This is a genomic window from Candidatus Solirubrobacter pratensis (genome assembly GCF_000425945.1).
GTDB lineage: Bacteria > Actinomycetota > Thermoleophilia > Solirubrobacterales > Solirubrobacteraceae > Solirubrobacter > Solirubrobacter pratensis.
Genome location: NZ_KE384480.1, coordinates 634,659 through 656,015 on the forward strand (window position 1 = coordinate 634,659; position 21,357 = coordinate 656,015).

A 21,357-nucleotide genomic window follows, 5' to 3' on the forward strand; every position below is an offset into this window, starting at 1 on the left:
CAGGAAGCGGTGCTCGACGGCGTTGTGGTTCGTAGAGCATCTCCATGAGGTGGTGCGTCTTCTCGCCGTGCCAGACGCCGCCGAGGTCTAGGTCGCGCCAGTAGTCGATGTCCGCCCGCGGCAGCGTCGCCTGATCGTCCGCAGCACACCGACGTCGAAGGCCGCTTCTGATTCAGGGGCCCCATGGGTTCTTGACACCTGGCGGCGATTTAACGCCAGGGTCGAGGCCTGGGATCCCGAGGATTTGCCAATGCGAGCCGTTCAATTCGACGGAGACCAGCATCGGGATGACGTGGGTGGCGTCGCGGTACAGCGTGATCCCGCACAGGGTTAGGTCATTCACGGGCTGTTCCGCGCAGCTAACAGGCTTGACGGTGACCTGACGCGCCGCCTGCGGATCGGCGTCCAGGTCCTTTTGGATGACCTCGCGGATGCTGTTTTGAAGCGCCACTTGGCCCGAGCCGGTCATGTCGCCCGACCACCAGCTGCCCCTGCGTCGTCCCGTTCCGTTGGTCGAGGACCCGGTCCCGCCCGTATTTCCAGTGCCACCGGCCGTCGCGTTGCAGTCCGTCTCGCTGTGGTCGGGCGGCTGGTCGTTAGTGACGAAGGTGCTGCCGTTCCATTCCCACGACACGGGGGTGGTGTACAGTATGTGACCGTCAGGGCACTCGGGGAACACCATGTCGGTTACCAGGCGGCCGTCCTTGATCTCAAAGCCGTCAGCAACATTGAGGTGCACGGGCACGTATTCGGCTGGGAGCGAGGAGCCGTTTATGCCGTGCAGCCGCGGTAGATGCGCAAACATCTGGGCGGTATCGCCCGCGAAGACCTGGACGTCCTGGCTGCCGTCTCTGCTTCCAGGGGGCGCGCACAACAGCATCACCGCGGTTTCAGCGAGACCGTCGTTCGTCATATCCCCGGTGGCGAGGGCTTCGACACTGACGACGAATTTCGCGTTGTTTCGGTCGATCTCACGGCTTCGCCCGTTAATGAGCTTGACCGTTACCTTGTTGTTGACGGGGCAGTCTGTGGTGTAGTTGTGGTTGCGCCAGTCGGCGCCGCAGTTGCCGAGCTGCGCCTTTCGGCATGTTTCGACGAGGAAGTCGACGACCCGGTCCGACGCCGCTTGGCCTTGTTCGTCGGTTGCCGTGTCGAGGAGCTCGGGCAGGTGGATGTGATTGGCGGGCGCATCGAAGACGCAGCGTTGGAGGTCGGTCAACTGCCGGATGGTGGCGTCGACGTTTCGGACGCCGGCGGTCGCGTCGACAGCCATCGCAGCTATGGCCGCCAAGATCTCGTTGAAGCTGACTCGCGAGAGCTCGCAGTCAGTGCGGATCAGCGCTTGCTGGGCGTCATACCCGTCGCCCTGGGGCCAGAAGTGCGCGCCGCCCCACAGCGGCGTGGCAGTCGGATCGTCGATGCCCGGTCCCAATATGGTGTCGCCTACATCAACCGCGTCGGGCTGGAACTTCCACAGCCCTACGGAGAGGCTCGGGTAGATCAGCCGGATACTGCCTGGCAGGTTCAGGTAGCGGATGCTCTTAGGCAGCGGCGTCTTGGCGTTGGAGGCGATGATGGCGCTGCGAGGCGTCAGGTCACGTTGAGCGTTAGAGCTGGGCTGGTCGATCCAGGTCGCGGACTGGGCCGCGGCGGCAAGACACAGGCCCGCTCCGGGCAAGCCGCCGCCCATCGCCTCGGTCGCCGCCTTGCCGAGTCCGCACACATCTTCAACGGCGCGCAACTGGTCAACGAGATTTGACGTCCCCAGCAGGTGCGCCGCTGTTCCGGCAACCGCCGCCAAGATCGACCCCTGCACCGCCCCTTCGGTGAACACGACGGCCGCTATATGCGCGTCGGCCTCGTCACTGTATTTGGCGAGGTAGCGGCGGATTATCAGCGCGCCCAAGGAATATCCGACAAGCAGCGTCTTCGGATGCCCGTGGGCAATCAGCGAGGCGATGTAAGCGTGAAGAGCGTCAGCGTTCTTGTCCGCCCCGCTGAGGCTCGTGCCACCCTCGGCGATGTCCTGGTCGGCGATCCCTGACTTGTCGGGCACGTAGTGGAAGCTCAGTGGGTTGGTTGTGTCCTCGCACCCTGGGCGCTTTATCCCCGGTTGCGTGGACAGTCCGTCCTGCGGCAGCTTCGCCGCGATACGGGCAATGAGAGCCGGCGGGTGCTGTAGGTCGCAAGCGTCGGTCCTGATGCCGTGCAGGTAGATGACCGGCGGGTTGCCGCTCGGTGCCGCAACGACGCGGTCGGCGGTGGATCCCACCCAGACCGCGACAACGACGAGCACGATCAGCGTTCGCAGCTTCCCGCTCATCGCTGCGCTTTCAACGGCCGCGTGTACCACAGCTTCCACCTCGTTCCTTCACGCACCAGATAGGCGGTGTACACAGCGGCGCCGGCATGGGCGTAGGCCAAGCGCAGCCGAGCCGTCATCACTGGTCCGACCGCGGTGTGCACGAGCTGCGGCCTTCCGACGAACCGGGCGTTAGTTACTGGGCCGGTGCGTCGCTGCTGGCGCGACACGCGACCCGCGAACGCAGACAGATCCTGGCCTCCGCGCGTCTGTCGCGCCAACAAGGAGTACAGCGCGCGAGCAGACCCCGAGCTCAGACCGCGCTGAATCTGTCGCAGCTGCTGCTGTTGGTCTCCTCCGGCAGTCCGAGGCCCGACGCGCTTAGCTGGACCTGTCTCTCCCGACCACGGCCGCGTCAGTGCTAGCACCGCGGCGATCACCACAACCGCGGCCGCAGCAGTCAACGCGCCACGCCCACCTAGACGGCGCTTAGTTGATGCGCGCCTCGCTTCGCCGCCCGCATCTGGCGTAGCCATGGCCTTACCCCTCCTGGTGGGCCGCTGGGCCTCGCACTGGGGCTGCACCTATGGCACGACCGGAGCGCTCCGAAACCATATGCTCAGTGTCCACCCGCACTCGCACGGCGTCAAGATCTGCGGTCGGCGGGTAGCCCGACGCGCCGGCCACCGCCGACGCGTTGCATGCTCGATCAGCAGGCTTAAAGAGCGACGCCCGTCTCGCGTGAACGGGACGGGCGCGCCCCGGCCTTCTACATCCAATGCCGCAACACCATCGGGGTTACGGATGGGCTCGCTCGCGGCGCTGCGCATGCCGCACGGAGTGTCCGTTACCTGCCGTAGATCGGCAGGATGCGCTGGGAGCTGCCCTTGCTTTTGCCGTCGGGTCGGAGAAGCCTGAGCCCACGGTGACCGCTCCGTGCGCGCCGGTCAGCCAGTCACCCACCCCGTCAAAGGTGTTGATGACCCCCAACACGACGGCCTGCAGCGCGTGCCACGCGTCCACCAAGATCGTGTCCAGCTGGGCGAGCACCGGCAAGCATTCGACAGCCACCCCCGGCGCGTCGCGCAGCGACGCGGGTTCGCTGCGGGTAACCGCGTCCAAGATGCAGTTGCCGTAGCCGGCAGTCCGGACGTCGAAGCCCGCGTTTGCAAGCATCACCGCCGTGTCGACCGCGACGGTCTTCGGGGTCTTCTCGGCGGTGAACGTGATCGCAGGCCCGTAGGCGGGCGCCGTGAAATGCAGCGTGTTAACCCCCCGGCGAGGTAACGGCCGCCGAGTGACTGTGTGACCTGATCGCGGGAACGAAACCACTCTTCGAAACCGGCATAGGAGGGTGTGCCCGCGGCGGCTTCGTCGGGCGGGCGCAGCACCATGGCAGAGCCGCGGTTGCTGGTGACATCGACGGCCAGCCGGTTGCCGGACACATCGCTCACGCACCCGTACACCGGCGGGTCACGGCCGCCCGCGTCGCTGACCGACAAGCCGGAAGGCGTCGAGCAGATCTTCTGCGGAGCGCGGCCGGAGCCCAACGCCGACATCGCCTGGCGCACACGCAGCGCGATGCCCTGCCAGTCGAACGTCAGCGGCGCCCACGTCGACAGATGGCTAACGCTGGCAGTCACCGTGGACGAGGAGGCGTCGTAGCGACTGGCAACCGCTCTCCAGCGGCGCCGCACCTGGTCATGGAACACCAACCATGCGACATCGCCGCGACTGGAGATCTTCCGTTCGTGTGGCAGCGCGTCGCGGCGAACCGCCAACGTCAGTTTGGCGGTGCGGCGGAGACTGGCGCCGGCGATCCGAAACGACACCGAAGGTCCGGCGAACGCCAGCGTCGCTCCCCGCGTTCCCAGGCGCGTCGAAGACACCCGGCCTGCACGCCGCACCCGAGCGATCAACCGGCCGTTGCCGACGACCGCGCCGGGCGGAACCGACAACGTGGCGCCGGCGACGCGCACCGTACCTCCGTCGCGGGCGCTGACCCCTGCGGTGGCGAACATTGGTAGCTGCCCTGCGGAATCGGTGTCGCCGATGTGTGGCCGCCAGACAGCAGCGTCACCGCCACTCCGACCGCGACACCCACAGTCACCATCCCGACAGTCAGGCCGAGAACCAGTTTGCTCCGCGACTTCGGTAACGCAGCGTGGAATCGTGTGCGCCACATGGCACTCAGTTCCCGTGACCGGCCAGCCGATGAGTGTGGAACGCGGCACCCGCGAGATGGCGACCATTACAGCGTACTTTGCGCGGCGAGGGCAGCCGTGCCGGTCACGTCAGGACCGCCGCGACGATGCGGGCGACTGGTTGGCGCCCGGCGTGCCGGTCGATGACCACCGACGCTGAGTCCTGGCCAGAGGGGCCGGCGATCGTCAGCACGTATCCGCCCGTGCTCAGCGCCGTCCGGCGCGCGATCCGCCAGCCGCGCTGACGGAAGAACGCCGCGACCGCCGCCGCGGCGGCGCGGGCGCTGCCGCCGCGGCGCAGCGCCGCGACGTAACCAGGCCCGCCGCCAAAGCGGCCCGCCGCGGCGTGCACGGGCACGAACTCCCGCGGAAAGCGAAGCTCTCGCGGCCACGCCGCCGGGTAGCGGACGCGCCGAGACGGGAACCGTACGCCGGCGAGCGCCGGACGCGACGGCCGCACCGTTGAATCACGCGATGTCGCGCTCGGCTGCCGGTCCGAATCGGTGCTGGCGGCCACCAGCACGAACCCCACGCGGCGGCCAGCAGCACCGCGGACCGCCGCGGCGAGAATCACGCGTCGTCGTCCTCTCATAACGGCGGAGAGCCGCCCGGGCGCCTGGGGCTGCACGTGCGGTATTTGCGTTGCCCGGTCAGGGTGCGCCCGTCGGTGGTGAATACGCGAATGCGGACGGTGTAGCGGCCCTTCGGCAGGCCGCGCAAGTCGACCGGGGCGCGCAGCCGCCGCCCGCGGATGAGACGCACCCGGCGGCCGTTGACGAATACCGCTGCGGCGGCGACCGTCACGCCATGGATGTTGCGGATGCGGATGCGGAAGTTGCGCCGGCTCAGGCAGCGACGGTTCGATGGCGAGACGACGATCCCGCCGGGCCCAAACACCCTGGGCTTCACGGACGGACCGTCTCTGCCGCCGGTATTGCCCCCGATCGCGTCGGCGGGGCCAGCGAGGACCTCGTAGGCATTGCCGGCGCACGTGCCGGATACCTTCAGGTAAATCCGTCCGGCGGCGGCGGTCGTCGCCTGAATCTGCGCGAACGTGTCGGAGGACGGCGAAGCGCTGCCGATATAGCCGCCGTCGGCGTTCCGCAGTTCGGCGTCGACAGTGCCGTTGCACCCGGCGCCGACCTTGGCGACGGCCACGTCGATCTGCTTGGCACCGTTCACGTCGATCGCGTACATATCGACGTCGTTGGGCGAGGCCATCTCTCCGCCGTACCACTGCATTGCCGCGACGGGGGCTGAGGCGTGTGCGACGTCGTCGTTGGGTTCGGCGGTCGAGTTGGGCGACGCCGACGGGCGCGGGATGGGACCAGACGGGACGGTGGTGATCGCGTCAGCCGGGCCGGCGACCACCTGGTAGGGGTTGCCGGCGCAGGTGCCTGTCAAGGTCAGCAGCAGAATCCCGGCGCCGGGAGCGCCTACGCCGATATGCGCAGTCCCGTCGGAGGAGGGCGAGCCGCTGCCGATATAGCCGCCGTCGCCGTTCCGCAGCTCGGCGTCGAGGGAGCCGCTGCATCCGGCACCGACCTTGGTGACGGCGATGTCGATCTGCTTGGCGCCATTGACGTACAGCAACAGCCGGTCGACGTCATTCGGGGAATCGAGGCTGCCGCTGTACGTCTCACCGGGGCTTAGGGGACCGAACGCCTGCACGATGTTGTCGTTCGGCTCTGCGATCGGCGTGTCGGCGCGGGCCAACGCCACGCCGGGGCCGCACAGCGCGAGAGCAACGGCGCAACTCGTCAGCGCAAAACGGGCGCGCAGTCGGCCCGAGCCTGCCATCTGGCGCGCGCGGCACTGTGGAGAGTGAGCAGAGCGCATGGCTCCCCCCTTTCCTGCCGGGAAACGCTGCGGGAGGTCCGCGTGGCCGCGTCCGCCCGCTGGTACGGACTAGACGCGGTACAGGGCCGAGGTCGCCGCGCAGCTGGCCAAGTTTCCTCCCGCACTGCAACCGATGTCAAGACAAACGGCCGCCTGTTGACCCTTCAATGGCTCGCGTGGGACGTTGCAGATCACGCAATCACCGAGCTTGAAGGCGAGGACGGAGTCTTGCGGGGATGTCGGAGAAGGGGATCAACGGTGCCGGGCGGGCATGCGGGTCGCGTCCACGCCGGAGTCGAGGACTGCGACCCGGACCGGGTTGCGCACCCGAGACGCCGCCGGCGGGTGCTCGTGAAGTTCGCCCCCGGCTAGCGCGCGCCGTCTCGCTTGGCCTTCCACGTGGCGAAGCGCGCGCCCTGGCACTCGCGGCAGTCGGCGCGATAGCCGTTGCGGATGCGCGAGTCTCGGTTGAACCCATCGAACGGCAAGTCGCGGCCACACTTCGTGCACGTTCGGCTGGTCGGCGTCGGCGGCGTCGGCATCGCGATCACGGCAGAGAGTGCACCGATAACTGCATACGTGGGCAAGCCGTTCGGCTACGGCGAGTTGCGGCTGCGGATCGCGGCGGTCCTGCGGCGCACGCGGGAGCGCGTCCATCGCGGGCGGATCCGGATCGGCGCGCTCGAGATCGATCCCGCGGGGCGCGTGGCGACGCTGCGCGGGCGCCGGGTCGAGCTCGCCGCCAAGGAGTTCGCGCTGCTCAAGACGCTCGCGAGCGCTCCGACGCGGGTCTTCACGAAGGAGGAGCTGTTGCGCGACGTCTGGGGCTTCCGCGCCCAGGGCGCCACGCGCACGCTGGACTCGCACGCCTGCCGCGTGCGCCGCAAGCTGGCGCGCGACGGCGATCACTTCATCGTGAATGTGTGGGGGGTCGGCTACCGGCTCGTGGACGGGGTGGTCGAGCCATGACGCCGGTGTTCCTGACCGCGCTCGGCTGGTGCGCGGCCGCTCTCCTCGGCGGGCTGCTGCTCCGCGCCCGCCGGCGCCTCGTGCTGGTCGCGCGCGCCGGCCACGAGGTGCGCGGGCCGCTGTGCGCCGCGCGCCTGGGACTCGGCACCCTCGCCGCCGAGCCCGGCCGCGTCGCCGCGATCGACCTCGAGCTCGCCCGCGCCGGCCGAGCGCTCGACGACCTGGCGGCCGCCCCGTCCGGCACCCGCCGCCCCGATCGCCCTGAGCTGGTCGACGTCACCGCCCTCGCCAGGGCCTACGTCCCGGCCTGGACCACGCTCGCTCGCGCACACGGGGCCGAGCTCCGGCTCGAGACCGCCGAGCCGACACCACCACTTCCTCCAGCCGCGGCCGCACCGGCACCGCGGCGGCGCCACCTCCGTACCGTCCCAGCGCTCGGCGAGCCGATCGACGCTCCGGCGCCGAGGTGGCGCACCGACGGGCCACCGCCGCCTCTGACCACTGCCTGGTCGCTCGCCCCGCCGGCGCCGCGCTGCTCGTGCGAGGTCGTCACTCTGCCCGCGCCGCGCGCGTCAGCCGCCACGGGGGCGCCGAACGAGGTCGTCGCCGTGCCGGCGCCGTGGCCGTTCGAGCGCGCGGCGGCCGGGTCGTCTCGCCGTCCCGCGACGCCGCGCCCCATGCCGCTCGCTCCGCCGCCGGCGACTGTCCTCGCGGATCCGTTCCGGCTCGCCCAGGCGATCACGAACCTCGTCGCGAACGCGGCCGAGCATGGCGGCGGGACCGTTCGCGTTCGCGTCGGCTCGACGGGCGAGCACGTGCGGGTCGAGGTGGCCGACGACGGGCCTGGGCTGCCTGCGCCCGTGCGCGAGCTGGCCGCGCGCTCGGGCGACCGGCGCCGCGGACACGGGCTCGCGATCGCGCTGGGCATCGCCGAGCGGCTCGGGGGCCGCCTGGCGGCGATGCCGGCGAGCGCGGGCGCGCGGCTGGTCCTCGAGCTCCCTGCGGCCCGGTGACGCGCCGCCGCCGGGCGCTGCTGCTGCTCGGCCTCGCGCTGGCGCTCGGCGGCCTGGCGGCGACGGACGTCTCGCGGCGCGAGCGGGCGCTGCGGGCGCAGGTGGGAGAGCTGACCGACGTGGTCGTGGCGCGCAGGGCGCTTGCCGCCGGCCACGTCGTCCGGCTCGAGGATCTCGGAGTCCGCCGGCTCCCCGCCCGCTACGCGCCCGCGGGACCGCCCACCTTCGCGGGAGCGCTCGCGGGCCGGCGGCTCGCGGTCCCGGTGCCGTCCGGCGGCGTGGTCACCGGCGAGCTGATCGAGCGCGCGCCGGCGACGCCCGAGGCGTCGGTCGAACGCGGCGAGCGCGCGATCGAGGTCCTCGCGAGCGGCTCGCCGCAGGCTGTCGTGGCGGGCGCGCACGTCGACGTCGTCGTGACCACCGACCGCCGCGGCGGCACGGCCGGCAGCGCCCGGCTGGCGCTCGAGAACGTCGAGGTGCTCGCCGCGCGCGCGGCCGCGGGGGAGGACAAGGCGCCGCGCGTCGCGGCGACGCTCCGCGTCACCGCCGCTCAGGCCGTCTATCTCGCGGCGGCGGGATCGTTCGCCGCCGACGTGCGCCTGCTCGCGCGCGCGCCGGGCGACCGCCGCCGCGTCGGCGCGCTCAGCGTCGACGATGGGCTGTGAGGACCGGGTTGCTCGGTCGCGGTAGGAAGCCGGACCCGGCGCGATGACCGGGTGGAGGCCGGTCGGTAGCGTCGCCGCATGAGACGGACGCTTTTCGGTGCACTGGCGTGTGCCACCGGCCTGGCCTTGGGTTGGGCGCCCGCCCACGCGGCGGCCGCCCCGGCGCTTTCGCTGTTCGCCAGGGGAGTCGACAACCCGAGAGGCCTCTCCATCGGCCCCGACGGCACGCTCTACGTCGCCTCCGCGGGCCACGCCGGACCGAAGTGCCTCGATGCCAAGAAGCAGAACTGCATCGGCTTCTCGAGCCGCGTGCTCGCGATCGCGCCCGGCGGCGCCAGGCGCACGGTCGCCAAGGGGCTGATCTCCGCCGGCGGCCGGGACGGCACGTTCACGACCGGCGCCGACGGCGTCAGCGTCGCGCCCGACGGCAAGGTCTACGCGGTCACCACGTCCGGGACGCGGAAGGATCTGCAGTCGGCGCCGAAGCGGGTGCGGGACGGGGCGGGCAAGCTGTTCGAGATCGGCTCGGGCACGCTGCGGCCGATCGCGGCGCTCGACGAGCTGGAGTGGAAGAACAACTTCGACCGCATCAAGGGCGATCGCAACTCCAACCCGTACGCGGTGCTGGCGCTGCCGGACCGCGTGATCGTCGCCGACGCGGGCGCGAACACCATCCTCAGCGTGGCGCCGAACGGGAACGTCTCGGTGCTCGCGGTGCTTCCCTCCAACGGCAAGGCGCAGCCGGTTCCCACCTCGCTGGCGCTCGGGCCGGACGGCGCGGTGTACGCCGGCGAGCTGTCTGAAGGCGCGGGCACCGGCAAGGCGCGCGTCTGGCGGATCCCGCTCGACGGCGGCGCGCCGAGCGTCTACGCGACCGGCCTGACGGCGATCACCGGCCTGGCCTTCGCCCGCGACGGCTCGCTGTACGCGACCGAGCTGACGACCAACTTCAAGAAGGAGACGGCCCCGGGCGCGATCGTCAAGCTCGCTCCGGGCGGCGGCGCGCGGACGCTGCTCAAGCGCAGCGCCCTGGTCTTCCCGTCGGGCGCCGCGGTGGGCGCGGACGGCGCGCTGTACGTCTCGAACCTCTCGATCCTCCCGGCGCGGACGCCGAGGAAGAGCCCGTTCAGGGGCGCCGGCGGCCAGATCCTGAAGATCACCGGCTTCTAGGGGGCCTGTTGAACCGACCGTTCTTCAACAGACCCCTAGGCGAGACGCCTGCGTGGATCAGGTAGCCGGCGGCCTCGAACACGTTCCAGATCCGGGCGGCGTCGGAGGCGGGCTCGCCGAACGCCTCGCATGACACCGCCCACGCGCCGCTCGAGCGCGCGGCCTCGACGGCCGCCAGCCGTCGCTCGAACCCGTCGCGGTAGAGGTCGAGCAGCGCGCCGAGGTCCTCGGTCGGGCGCCCGTGGCCGAGCAGCCCGAGCTCGGCGTCGAGCGCCGCGACGCGGTCCAGCGAGGCGCGGTACTCGCCGATCGGGTCGGGCGTGTAGAAGAGGTCGGCGAACGTCGTGAACACCGGGCTGACCAGGTCGCCGGCGAACAGCAGCCCGTGCTCTCGCAGATGCATGCAGACGTGCGTCGGCGCGTGCCCCGGCGTCTCGATCGCCTCCAGCGGCCCGAGCGCGGTCGGGACCGCGACGCCGTCGAGCAGCGGCAGGTCGGGCTCCGGCGGATCCTCGATGCCGTCGACCTCCTCGGCGACGGAGGCCGTCGCGTCCCGCCACGCCTCGGGGACGCCCTCGGCGCGGGCGAACTCGAGCCGCTTCGCGTAGACGGCCTGCGGCTCGCGCACCGCGTCGAGCAGATGCGCGGTCGCGGGATGCGCCCAGACGGTCGCGCCCGACTCGACCGCGAGCGGCCCGGCGAGCCCCATGTGGTCGCTGTGGTAGTGCGTGAGCACGATGTCGCGCACGTCGCGCGGCGTGCGGCCGGCCAATTCCAGCGCGCGCTCGAGCGCCGCCCACGCGCTCGGGTGGCCCGCGCCGCCGCAATCGACCAGTACGATCCCGTCGCCGCCGGGACGGTCGAGCGCGTACGCGTTGACGTGGGTCATGTGCGTCCACGCGACCGGTAGCCGCAGCTGCCACAGCCCAGCTCGCAGCTCGAACGCCCGCGCGGCGGCCGGGTCGACGGCCCACGTCGGCGGAGGCGGCCCGACCACTAGGCGTGCCGCTCTCCCACTACTCCTCAGCCGCCGGGTCGTAGTTGAACGGGTCGTACGGGAGGTCGGGATGCTCGCCGGGCTTCGCGAGGTCGTAGGTTCGGAGCTTGCCGCAGTCCTCGTCGAACGCGACCGCGTAGCGCTGCGTGAACGCCGGGTTGGCGCCGGGCGGGCGCAGGTCGGCCAGGCGCCCGGAGATCAGGCGCAGCGCCGTCATCGTCTGCATGCGCGACGCGAACAGGTCGCGGCCGACGTGCAGCGCGTTGTCTCGCAGCGCCTCCGCGAGCGAGGGCGAGAGGTCCGGCACGTCGCCGAGATCCTCCTTTGCCCAGCGCGCCAGCTCGTACGTCGTCCGGTCGACGATCGCGATCCGGCTGTAGAAGCCGTAGAAGAGCCGGTGCAGCGCGTCCAGCCGGTCCTTCTCGGGGACGGCCCGGATGTACTCCTCGAGGCTCTCGGCCAGGGTCTGCGGTTCTTGCGAGGTCGGCATCGCGCGCGAGGATCGCCCGCCGCGCCTGCGCTCGTCAAGATTCTCCAGCATGCGGCGCAAGCTTCTCATCGCGGCCGGCGTCGCGCGCTGGACGGTGACGAGGGTTCCGAGGCCGGCTACCGCGTGCGCGAGAAGCTCGCGTTCCTCCCGGCCAAGAGCGACGCGGTCGGCCGCACCTCCGCGATCACGGGCTCCGCCCAGTCGACCGAGTCGCGCGGCACGCTCACGATCGCCAAGGCCACGATCGCGATCGACGTGTCCACGCTCAAGAGCGACCGCGCGCTGCGCGACGATCGCATCCGCGTGACCGCGCCAAGCGTCGCCGGCGCGGTCAGCGTCGAGGACAGGGTGAAGCTGGGGTTCGATCTGCGCCTGAAGCGCGGCTAGGACGCCGTCAGAGGGCTCACCGGTCCCGACGCGACGTGCGCGTGCTTCGCGACTTCAAGCGGCTTCCGGACACACCGAGAACCGCCGCCTCAGTGATGCGGCGCCGGTAGATCCAGCGCCGGGTTGCCGTCGAAGAAGCCGTCCGGCTTGAGCGTGAAGCCGACCCGCGTCATCGGCATCACCGGCCAGTCCTCGGGCCGGACGACGTGGTGGGCGCAGAACGTGTGCCACACGACGACGTCGGCGTCCTCCAGCGGCCGGTCCTTGGCGGCGTACTCGGGCAATCCGCCGCCGCCGGGGTGCTGGTTCGGGAAGTCGCCGGTCGGATACAGCTCGTCCGGGTCGTAGGCGGTGACCCACAGGTGCTTCTCGGCGAAGCGCGCGCGCTTGATCGCGTGCGCTTCGGCGTCGTACATGGGCAGCACGCCGTCGCCGGGGTGCAGGCGGTAGCCCACCGGCTGCCCAAGCGCGTTGCGCTGCGACGGGTTGAGGATCTTCCAGTAGCGCGCCTTGCGGGCATCGGCCACGCGCTGGGCCTCCGACTCGCGCGCCAGCAGCGTCGCGCGCACCTCCCACGCGTTCCCGTGCGGGTTCGCCTCGCCGCGCGGGACCGGCACGGAGTCCATCTCGTAGACCGAGTTGCCGGGCCCGTCGAGCATCATGTCCAGGCGCACGCCGAAGAAGTGCTGGTGGTGCGGCCCGTAGACGCCCGGGGCCGCGAGCGCACCGTTGGCGGGGACCTCGCCGGGCGTGATCGCGCCGTCGGAGATCACGCCCGAGAGCTTGACCTCGTACTCGATCGAGCCGTCCTGATAGAGGTGCCAGTAGTAGCAGTACTCGTAGTTGCCGACGGTCACGATCGAGGAGATCACGAGCCGCCGCATGCGACGTGACTCCACCCGGCCGGTGCGGAAGTCGGTGTGCTTCCACGCGAGGCCCGCGTCCTCCTCGTGGATGCAGATCGCGTTCTCGATCCCCACGGCGCGGCCGTCCTCGTCGTTGATCGTCGCGTCGAGGTACCGGATCTCGCCGAGGCAGTCGCACCCATTCCGGAGCGAGTTGGTCCAGATGCCCAGGCCGAACTCGCCGAGGTCGAAGACGTTCTTGCGGTAGTGCGTCGGGCTCGGGTCGCCGTAGGGGACGAACATCTCGCCCAGCGACGCGCGATAGACGATCGGCCGGGTCCGGCCCTGGTCCTCGTAGCCGACCGTGTGCAGCACGAGCCCCTCGCGGTAGGTGAACCCGACGCGCAGCGACCACTTCTGCCAGCGCAGCGCGTGGCCGTCGAGCTCGAAGCTCGGGCCTTCGGGCTGCACGATCTCGAGCGGGCGCACGTCGCGCCGCGGGCCGTCCGGGAAGTGCGGGAAGTTCTCGGGCCGCGAGATCGCGTCCTCGGAGTAGTTGCCGTCGCGCTGCGGCAGCGGCGTGATGCCGTGGTCGGAGACCTCGACCACGCGCATGGCGTCCAGATCGAAGCGCACGACGAGCCCCTCGACCGGTCGCGCGTAGCCGTTGTCGCCCTCGAACCGGCGCATCCACGTCAGCGGGCGCAGCGTGCGCCCGCGCTCGGGCGCGTCGTCCTCGCCGTTGTAGCCGGTCGGCCACGGATCGACCATCGCGAGCGCGAAGTCCTCGATGCCGCGCCGGCGCATCGCCTCCTGCCAGCGCTCGTCGGTCTTGACCGTCTGCTCGCACTGCAGCAGCTCGCCCACCGTCAGGGGCGCCTGGGCGTCCGTCCGGCGCCGCCACGAGACGACCGCGTCGCGCGTCAGCGAGACGATCGCCTGCACGACGGCGCGCTCGTCGCGCAGGTGCAGGACGATGCTCGCCTGGCGGTCGGCGACCGCGCCGCCGAGCACCTCCGCCTTCGGCGGCTCGCGCAGGTCGATGCTGACGAAGCGCACGGCCGCGCCGGGCGGGCACTCGCGCCGGGCGATGTCGGCCGCCGCCTCGATCTCCCCGGCGCCGAGGGGATCGAGCGGATGGGCGGTGCGGGTCTCGAGGGTCACGCGGAGCTCCTTTCAGGCGACGCCCTCACATCATCCCGCTCCGGCGCGCAGCCCGCGTTCGTCGACGAGGGCGCGCCATCGTTCCGGCAGATGGGCGGCTGCGCCCGACGTGCCCGTGCCACCGGCGGCACCGCGACGGGGGGCGAGGTTCCGCGCGGCGCGCCTATACGCGCCATGGATCCCCTGGACGCGCTCGCCGCCGATCTCCGCGAACGGCTGCTCTCCCGTGCCGGCGAGCCAGGGGAGGACTCGGACCTGCCTGGGCGCATCCGCGCGCTCGTGGACCGCGAGGCGGGCGTGTTGCCGGAGCCGCGGCGCGCGGAGCTCGCGGCGCGGATCGCCGAGCGGGCGTTCGGCCTCGGCCCGCTGGAGCCGCTGCTCGGCGATCCGGAGGTCGACGAGATCATGGTCTCCGGCGTCGCGCCCGTCTGGGTGGAGCGCGGCGGGCGGCTGGAGGAGACCACGGTGCGCTTCGCGCGCGAGCAGGACCTGCGCGACGCGATCGAGCGCATCCTCGCGCCGCTGGGGCGGCGGGTCGACGAGGCCGAGCCGCTGTGCGACGCGAGGCTGCCCGACGGCTCGCGCGTGAACGTCGTACTCCCGCCCCTCGCGCTCGACGGCCCCGCGCTCACGATCCGCCGCTTTCGCCGGCGCGGGTTCTCGCCGGAGGACCTGGTCGTCAACGGGACGCTCACGCAGCCGCTGCTGGACTTCCTCGCGCGCGCGGTGCGCGCCCGCTGCACGATCCTGGTCTGCGGCGGGACCGGGTCCGGCAAGACGACGACGCTGAACGCGCTGTCGAGCTTCATCGGCGCGGGGGAGCGCGTGGTCACGATCGAGGACGCCGCCGAGCTGCGGCTGCGTCAGCCGCACGTCGTCCGGCTGGAGGCTCGCCCGCCCAACCTCGAAGGCCGCGGCGAGGTCACGATCCGCCGGCTGGTGCGTAACGCGCTGCGGATGCGGCCGGACCGGATCATCGTCGGCGAGGTGCGCGGGCCGGAGGCGCTCGACATGCTGACCGCGCTGTCCACCGGTCACGACGGCTCGCTCTCCACCGTCCACGCCGGCTCGCCCGCCGAGGCGCTGCGGCGCGTCGAGGTGCTGGCGCTGATGGCCGACATCGGCCTCCCGCACGCCGCGATCCGAGAGCAGGTCGCCGACGCCTTCGACCTCGTGGTCTGCCAGTCACGGCTGTCCGACGGAACCCGGCGCGTCACGTCCGTCGCCGAGGTCGTCCGCATCGCGGCCGGGACCGGAGCGCGCGAGTTGTACACGTGGCACGACGGCGCGGGACAGCGCCGCGCACCGGTCGGCGACGCGCTCGCCGCGAGGCTGAAGGCGGCATGATGCTCGCCGCGCCCCCGCCGCTCGGGGCCTCCCGCCAGCTCGTTGCCGCTCTCCCGGCCGCCCCGGTCGCCGCGCCCAGGCGGCGTCGCCGGGGCCGCTCGTGACCGTGGCGGTCGTGCTCGCGTTCTCCGGCGCGGTCTGCGGCGTGATCGGGGCGTGGGAGGCGCTGGCGGCGGTCGAGCGGACGCGCGTCGTCGCGGCGCTCGCGCGCGCCGTCGCGCCGCTGGTCCGCGCCGGCCGCGAGGGGGTGGGGCCGACAGTGCCGGAGCGCAGACGTCTCGCCGTGCTGGTGGCAGCGGGGCTCGCGGCGGCCGGGTGGCTCGCCGGCGGCGCCGCGGCCGGCATGATCGCGGCGACCGCCGGCCCGGCGCTCGCCATGGCGGCGGTGCGGGCGAGGCGGCGGCGGTTCCGGGCTGCGCTGGCGGAGGCCGCGCCGAGCGTCGCCCGCGCGCTCGCCGACGCGCTCTCGGCGGGGCATTCGGTGCGCGGTGCGGTGGCGTTGGTCGCCTCCGGCGTGCCGGGCCCGGCGGGTCACGAGGTCGGCGCCGCCGCACGTGCGCTCGATCTCGGCGCGCCGACCGAGGCGGTGCTCGAGCGCCTGCGCCGGCGCGCCTGCGCGCGCGCGTGGGATGCGATGGTCGCCGGGATCCTGCTCCAGCGCGACGCGGGCGGCGACCTCCCGGCGCTCCTGCGCGATCTCGCCGCCGGCCTCGAGGCGGCCGCCCGTCAGGACCGCGAGGCGCTCGCGGCGACCGCCCAGGCGCGCTTCACCGCCCGGCTCGTCCTCGGCATGCCGTTCGCCGCCGCCGTCCTCGCGGAGCTCGGGAGCCCCGGCTTCATCGGGCGCCTCCTCGCCAACCCGCTCTCGGCCTGGCTCACCACCCTCGCCGCCCTCTTGCAGCTCGTCGCGGCGATCGCGGTCCGCCGCCTGTCGCGAGCGGTGATCCGGTGACGGGCGACCTGCCGGCGAGTGACGGCCCGCTTGCCGCGGGCGGTGATCCGGTGAGGGCGGGCGGAGCCTCGCGGTGACCTTCGCGACCCTTCTCGCCGGCCTCGCCGGCGCGATCGCGGCCGTGGCGCTCGCCGAGCTCGCCGCGCTCCGGCAGGCCCGCCCGCCGCGGCGACGGGTCCTCTCCGCCGTTGTGGCGCGGCTCGGCGAGCGGGTCGGCATCGATCCGCCGCGCGGGCTGGCGGATCGGATCGCGGCGGCCGGGGTCGACGTGCCCATGTCCGAGGTGGTCGCGATGCAGACGGGGCTCGCGGTCGTGTGTGGGCTCGTCGCGCTCCCGCTCGTCCCAGCCGCGCCCGGGCGGCTCGGGCTCGCGCTGCTCGCGCTCGCGCCCGCCGCCGGCTTCCTCGCGCCCGAGGTCACGCTGCACCGTCGCGCCCGCGCGCGCAGGCGCGCGATCGAGGCCGAGATCCCCGACGTGCTCGACCTCCTGCGCGTCGCGGTCGCCGCCGGGCTCGCGCCGCGGCGGGCGCTCGCCGAGGTGGGGCGGAGGCATCCGGGCACGCTCGCGCGCGAGCTCGCCCGCGCCGCGGCCCGCGCGCAGCTCGGGGAGCCTGTGCACGCGACGCTCGAGCAACTCGGCCGCCGCTGCCCTGCCGACGGGGTCGCGCCGCTCGTCGCCGCCCTCCACCGCGCCGAGCGCCACGGCGCCCCGCTCGCGCAGACGCTGGCCGCGCAGGCCGCCGAGGCGCGCTCGCGGCGCGCGGCGCGCCGGTCCGACCAGGCGGCCAAGGCCGCGCCGAAGATCCAGCTCGTCGTCGCGCTCCTGCTCGTCCCGGCCGTCCTGCTGCTGGTCGCCGCGGCCCTGATCCCCGCATTGGCAGGCTGACGACCGCGTTCGCCGGCGAGCCGGCCCGCTGCGCGTCGCCCGATTCCTCCCACTTCGTCCCCCACGGGGCCCCACCGGCCCCCGCTGACGCAATTCCGCGTGCAGAACGGCGATCTGCACGCGCTCGTGCGGAATCCGCCGCCTGCGGAGGAAAGAAATCTCCCACCGCGAATCCGCTGCAAATCGCCCGCTTCGTGGTCCGGGACGTGACCGCGAAGTCCTGCGGTGGGGCGCTGGACGCGATTTGTGTTGCAGAGTGGGAGGAAGTGGGGTACTTTGCCGATGCGAAGCCGGTCCGGGGTGGCGGGGCTCCTCCCACTCCGCCACCTCGGATCGACTGACCTCCCTCTGACTCATGCGCCTTGGCCTTCACCGGCACCTTCGAACACAACCTCGACGCCAAGAACCGGCTGACCATTCCGTCGAAGTTCAGGACGGCGCTCAGCGGGGGCGTGTACCTCACGCGTGGGGTCGAGAAGTGCATCTCCCTGTATCCGTCGGAGACGTACGAGGAGATGGCGCAGGCCGCACTGGCGGGGATCAACCCGCTTTCCACCCAGGGCCGCGAGCTGCGGCGCGTGCTGTACGCGAGCGCCTTGGAGACCGAGCTGGATTCCGCTGGCCGGGTCATGCTCGGCCCGAAGTTCCTGGAGCACGCCGGGATCGGCCGCGAGGTCGTCATCACCGGCGTCGGCGAGTGCCTGGAGCTCTGGGACCGCTCGGCCTGGGAGGCCTACGACACCGACCTCGCGGCGCGAGCGCCTGACCTCACCGAGTCACTTGGCCATCCTGCTTGACATGCCCCAGACCCACGTCCCGGTCCTCGCCGGCGAGCTGATCGAAGCGCTCGACCCGCAGCCGGGCCAGGTCGCCATCGACTGCACGCTCGGCGGCGCGGGACACGCGCGCCTCGTCGCCGACCGCCTCGGCCCGGCCGGGACGCTGATCGCGATCGACCGCGACCCCACCGCGGAGGCCGCGTTCAACGAGCTCGCCGCCGAGGTCTCCTGCCACACCCGCTTCGTCCGCGCCGACTTCGCGACCGGCCTGCAGCAGCTGATCGAGGAGGGCGTCCGCGCGGACCTCGTCTACATGGACCTCGGCATGAGCTCCATGCAGGTCGACACGCGCGTGCGCGGGTTCTCCTACGCGTACGACGCGCCGCTCGACATGCGGATGGATCCCGACCAGGAGCTGACGGCCGCCGAGATCGTCAACACCTGGGACCGCCGCCGCATCGCGCGCACGCTGCGCGAGTACGGCGAGGAACGCTTCGCCGACCGGATCGCGGGCGAGATCGTCCGGCGCCGCGCGGTCAAGGAGCTCGCCACCACGTTCGAGCTCAACGACGCGATCTCGGCCGCCGTTCCCGCGCCCGCCCGCTTCGCCGGCGGCCACCCGGCCAAGCGCACGTTCCAGGGCATCCGCATCGCCGTCAACGGCGAGCTCGCGCAGCTCGACGCCGCGCTGCCGCTGTCCTGGCGCGTCCTGCGCGTCGGCGGCCGCTTCGCCGCGATCAGCTTCCACTCGCTCGAGGACCGCCGCGTCAAGCGCTTCCTCGCCGACCTCGCGCGCGAATGCGTCTGCCCGCCGGACCTCCCGGTGTGCGTCTGCGGCTCCAAGCCGGAGGCCGAGCTGGTGCACCGCCGCTCGATCGTGCCGACGCCCGGAGAGGTCGCGGCCAATCCCCGCTCGAAGTCCGCCCGCCTGCGGGCGGCCCGCAAGCTCAGGGAGGAGCGCTAGATGCCTCAACATGCCCCCGTCCGCCGCCGCGCCACGCCGCTGCACCACCGCCGCGTCTCCGGACCCGCAAGGCCCCGGCCGGTCACCGCCGGCGTCGCGCTTCCGGCGCCCCGGCGCGGCCGCACCGGCGTCTTCGAGCGCATCCGCGCGCTGCCCGACCAGCGCGTCGTCGACCGCCTCCTGCGCGGCCGCCTGTGCATCTGGGTGATCGGCGTGATGCTCGGCGGGATCGTGGCGATGCAGGTCTCGCTGCTGCGCCTGAACGCGGGCATCTCGCGCGCGGTGCTCACGGCGTCGACGCTGGAGAGCCAGAACTCCGACCTGGAGAGCGCCATCGCGAGCTCGACGTCCGCCGACCGCCTGCGCGTTGCGGCCGCCGACGACGGCATGATCGATCCGCCGGCGGGCGACACGCCGTTCCTGCACGCGCGCCCCGGCATCGACGCCCGGCTCGCGGTCAAGAGGATGACGCCGCCGAGCGACGCGGCGATCGGCGTGATGAACAACCGCGGCAAGGCCGTCGCGACCGTCACGGCCCAGACCGGCGCGCCCGCCGCTTCCACGACGAGCACCGCTTCGCCCGCGGCGACGCCCACGCCGACCGCCGTGCAGTCGGCGGCGACGCCGGTGCCGACCGCCACGCCCGTCGTGACGCCGGTCCAGACCGCCGTGCCCGGCACGGGCGCCGCGATGGCCCCGCAGGGCTAGATGGGCCTGATCGAGCGCCGCATCGGGCTGCTCTTCGCGGTCTTCCTCGGCCTGCTGGCGATCGGCGCCACGAAGGCCGCCTGGCTCGGCGTCGTGAGAGCCGGCACGCTCCAGCGCGCGGCGACCACGCAGCAGGAGGCCGACGTCGTCGTGCCCGCGCGGCGCGGCTCGATCACCGACGACCACGGGATCGAGCTGGCCGTCTCCGAGCCCGCGGTCGACGTCGCCGCGACCCCGTACCTGATCAAGAACGCGCCTGCGGTGGCGGCCGAGCTCGCCCCGCTGCTCGCGCGGCCCGAGGATGAGCTCCTGCGCCAGCTCGCCCGCCGCGACACCGGGTTCGCCTACCTCGCCCGTCGCGTGCCGGCGGCCAAGGCGGACAAGGCGAAGAAGCTCGGCATCGAGGGCCTGGAGTTCATCCCCGAGTACCGCCGCACGTACCCGCTCGACTGGACCGCCTCCCAGCTGCTCGGCAGCGTCGGAACCGACGGCGACGGCCTCAACGGGCTCGAGTACAGCCTGAACTCCAAGCTCAAGGGCGCCGACGGCGAGCGCCGGATGGTCAAGGACGCGCTCGGCACGCCGCTCGAGATGCGCGACACGACGCCCGTCAAGCGCGGCGAGACCGTGCGGCTGACGCTCGACAAGCGCCTTCAGGACCGGGCCGAGGAGGTGCTGGCCGACGTCGGCAAGACCTGGCAGCCCAAGGGGGCGACGGCGATCGTCATGGATCCCGACAGCGGCGCGATCCTCGCGCTCGCCAACTGGCCGCGGGTCGACGCCAACGCGCCCGGCGACGCGCCCGATTACGCGCGCGGCAACCGCGCGATCAGCGCCACCTACGAGCCGGGGTCCACGTTCAAGGCGTTCACCGTCGCGGCTGCGCTGGAGGACGGCAAGGTCACACCGGACACGACTTTCGACATCCCGCCCGTGCTCCAGTTCTCCGATCGCGAGATCCATGACGCCGAGGACCACGGCTACGAGACCCTGACGACGAGCGACATCCTCAAGCAGTCGTCCAACATCGGCGCCGTGCTGATCGCCAGGCGGGTGCAGACGAAGCCCTTCGACGCGTGGATCCACCGCTTCGGCTTCGGCAAGAGGACCGGCGTCGACCTGCCGGGCGAGGAGCGCGGGATCGTGACGCCACTCGACCAGTACTCGGGCTCGACGATGGGCAACCTGCCGATCGGCCAGGGGATCGCCGTCACGCCGATGCAGATGGCGGCCGGCTACTCCGCGATCGCCAACGGCGGGATCCTGCGCGCGCCGCACATCGTCGACGCCGTCGGCGGCAAGAAGCGGCCGCTGCCCAAGGGCAGGCGCGTGATCTCCGAGGCGACCGCGGCGTCGGTTCGCTCGATGCTCGAGGGCGTGCTCGGCCCCGGCGGCACGGCCTCGGGCGCGGCGATCAAGGGCTACCAGCTCGCCGGCAAGACCGGCACGGCGCAGAAGCCGGACCCCCAGGGCGGCTACTCCGACACCGCGTACGTCGCCTCGTTCGTCGGCTTCGCCCCGGCCAAGCACCCGAAGCTGCTGGCCGCCGTGATGGTCGACGAGCCCAAGGGCGAGATCTACGGCGGCCAGGTCGCGGCGCCGGCGTGGAAGGACATCATGAACTTCGCGCTGCAGTACCTGAAGATCTCCCCGTAGTAGATGTGAACCATGATTCA

General features: G+C 72.4%; 20 protein-coding genes. 12 read left to right on the forward strand and 8 right to left on the reverse strand.

The genetic code is table 11. The annotated features are described in order from the left end of the window. Nucleotides 1–172 precede the first annotated feature (172 nt). The 5 genes from H958_RS44185 to H958_RS0127610 form a co-directional block, all read right to left on the reverse strand. A complete protein-coding gene (locus H958_RS44185; RefSeq protein WP_051324888.1) occupies nucleotides 173–2,323 on the reverse strand; it encodes an esterase/lipase family protein in 2,151 nt (716 codons plus the stop codon). A 777-nt stretch (nucleotides 2,324–3,100) separates the two neighbouring features. Then, complete coding sequence (locus H958_RS0127595) at nucleotides 3,101–3,478, reverse strand: hypothetical protein (protein WP_156028326.1); 378 nt, start codon at nucleotides 3,476–3,478, stop codon at nucleotides 3,101–3,103. Then, nucleotides 3,478–4,323, reverse strand: a complete 846-nt coding sequence (locus H958_RS46895; protein WP_156028327.1) for a hypothetical protein — start codon at nucleotides 4,321–4,323, stop codon at nucleotides 3,478–3,480. Before H958_RS46895 ends, H958_RS0127595 begins: the two co-directional genes overlap by 1 nt. A gap of 268 nt (nucleotides 4,324–4,591) precedes the next feature. Then, on the reverse strand, nucleotides 4,592–4,864 hold the full coding sequence (locus tag H958_RS46900) for a hypothetical protein (RefSeq protein WP_156028328.1): 273 nt from the start codon (nucleotides 4,862–4,864) through the stop codon (nucleotides 4,592–4,594). 230 nt (nucleotides 4,865–5,094) lie between these two features. Beyond that, nucleotides 5,095–6,306 (reverse strand): hypothetical protein, encoded by a 1,212-nt coding sequence (locus tag H958_RS0127610; RefSeq protein WP_156028329.1) that lies wholly within the window; start codon nucleotides 6,304–6,306, stop codon nucleotides 5,095–5,097. Nucleotides 6,307–6,924: 618 nt separating this feature from the next. Between H958_RS0127610 and H958_RS40815 the strand changes: the two genes are divergently transcribed. The 4 genes from H958_RS40815 (at nucleotide 6,925) to H958_RS0127635 (ending at nucleotide 10,162) form a co-directional block, all read left to right on the forward strand. Beyond that, a complete protein-coding gene (locus H958_RS40815) occupies nucleotides 6,925–7,314 on the forward strand; it encodes a winged helix-turn-helix domain-containing protein (protein WP_051324890.1) in 390 nt (129 codons plus the stop codon). Continuing rightward, nucleotides 7,311–8,327 (forward strand): sensor histidine kinase, encoded by a 1,017-nt coding sequence (locus H958_RS47890; protein WP_028061021.1) that lies wholly within the window; start codon nucleotides 7,311–7,313, stop codon nucleotides 8,325–8,327. The genes H958_RS40815 and H958_RS47890 overlap by 4 nt, the downstream gene beginning before the upstream one ends. Beyond that, nucleotides 8,324–8,992, forward strand: coding sequence for an RcpC/CpaB family pilus assembly protein (locus H958_RS0127630; RefSeq protein ID WP_028061022.1), 669 nt, complete (start codon nucleotides 8,324–8,326; stop codon nucleotides 8,990–8,992). Before H958_RS47890 ends, H958_RS0127630 begins: the two co-directional genes overlap by 4 nt. A 78-nt stretch (nucleotides 8,993–9,070) precedes the next feature. Next, a complete protein-coding gene (locus H958_RS0127635) occupies nucleotides 9,071–10,162 on the forward strand; it encodes a ScyD/ScyE family protein (protein ID WP_156028330.1) in 1,092 nt (363 codons plus the stop codon). On the opposite strand, the gene H958_RS44195 is transcribed toward H958_RS0127635, so the two are convergent. Both H958_RS44195 and H958_RS0127645 read right to left on the reverse strand, forming a co-directional pair. After that, complete coding sequence (locus H958_RS44195; protein ID WP_051324891.1) at nucleotides 10,149–11,159, reverse strand: MBL fold metallo-hydrolase; 1,011 nt, start codon at nucleotides 11,157–11,159, stop codon at nucleotides 10,149–10,151. The two genes, H958_RS0127635 and H958_RS44195, sit on opposite strands and share 14 nt — an antisense overlap. A gap of 19 nt (nucleotides 11,160–11,178) precedes the next feature. After that, nucleotides 11,179–11,700 carry a hypothetical protein gene (locus H958_RS0127645; RefSeq protein WP_028061024.1) on the reverse strand — a complete coding sequence of 174 codons (522 nt, stop codon included), beginning with the start codon at nucleotides 11,698–11,700 and terminating at the stop codon, nucleotides 11,179–11,181. A gap of 72 nt (nucleotides 11,701–11,772) precedes the next feature. On the opposite strand from H958_RS0127645, the gene H958_RS0127650 reads away from it, so the two are divergent. After that, nucleotides 11,773–12,036 carry a hypothetical protein gene (locus H958_RS0127650; RefSeq protein WP_028061025.1) on the forward strand — a complete coding sequence of 88 codons (264 nt, stop codon included), beginning with the start codon at nucleotides 11,773–11,775 and terminating at the stop codon, nucleotides 12,034–12,036. A gap of 89 nt (nucleotides 12,037–12,125) precedes the next feature. Here H958_RS0127650 and H958_RS40825 read toward each other — a convergent pair whose 3' ends face one another. Continuing rightward, nucleotides 12,126–14,045 (reverse strand): primary-amine oxidase, encoded by a 1,920-nt coding sequence (locus tag H958_RS40825; RefSeq protein ID WP_037411516.1) that lies wholly within the window; start codon nucleotides 14,043–14,045, stop codon nucleotides 12,126–12,128. 174 nt (nucleotides 14,046–14,219) lie between these two features. Here H958_RS40825 and H958_RS40830 point away from each other — a divergent pair, with 174 nt between their 5' ends. The 7 genes from H958_RS40830 (at nucleotide 14,220) to H958_RS40835 (ending at nucleotide 21,337) form a co-directional block, all read left to right on the forward strand. Further along, nucleotides 14,220–15,392, forward strand: a complete 1,173-nt coding sequence (locus tag H958_RS40830) for a CpaF family protein (RefSeq protein ID WP_081686407.1) — start codon at nucleotides 14,220–14,222, stop codon at nucleotides 15,390–15,392. A gap of 106 nt (nucleotides 15,393–15,498) precedes the next feature. Further along, nucleotides 15,499–16,344 (forward strand): type II secretion system F family protein, encoded by an 846-nt coding sequence (locus H958_RS0127665; RefSeq protein ID WP_231379386.1) that lies wholly within the window; start codon nucleotides 15,499–15,501, stop codon nucleotides 16,342–16,344. Nucleotides 16,345–16,417: 73 nt separating this feature from the next. Next, entirely contained in the window at nucleotides 16,418–17,230 is an 813-nt protein-coding gene (locus tag H958_RS0127670) for a type II secretion system F family protein (protein ID WP_028061027.1), read from the forward strand. Nucleotides 17,231–17,592: 362 nt separating this feature from the next. Continuing rightward, complete coding sequence (mraZ, locus tag H958_RS0127675) at nucleotides 17,593–18,027, forward strand: division/cell wall cluster transcriptional repressor MraZ (RefSeq protein WP_028061028.1); 435 nt, start codon at nucleotides 17,593–17,595, stop codon at nucleotides 18,025–18,027. A 1-nt stretch (nucleotide 18,028) separates the two neighbouring features. Further along, nucleotides 18,029–18,973, forward strand: coding sequence for a 16S rRNA (cytosine(1402)-N(4))-methyltransferase RsmH (gene rsmH / locus H958_RS0127680; protein ID WP_028061029.1), 945 nt, complete (start codon nucleotides 18,029–18,031; stop codon nucleotides 18,971–18,973). Next, complete coding sequence (locus H958_RS0127685; RefSeq protein ID WP_028061030.1) at nucleotides 18,974–19,681, forward strand: hypothetical protein; 708 nt, start codon at nucleotides 18,974–18,976, stop codon at nucleotides 19,679–19,681. Continuing rightward, the gene (locus H958_RS40835; protein WP_037411864.1) at nucleotides 19,682–21,337 is read left to right on the forward strand and encodes a peptidoglycan D,D-transpeptidase FtsI family protein; all 1,656 of its coding nucleotides are present in this window, start codon (nucleotides 19,682–19,684) and stop codon (nucleotides 21,335–21,337) included. Nucleotides 21,338–21,357: the final 20 nt, after the last annotated feature.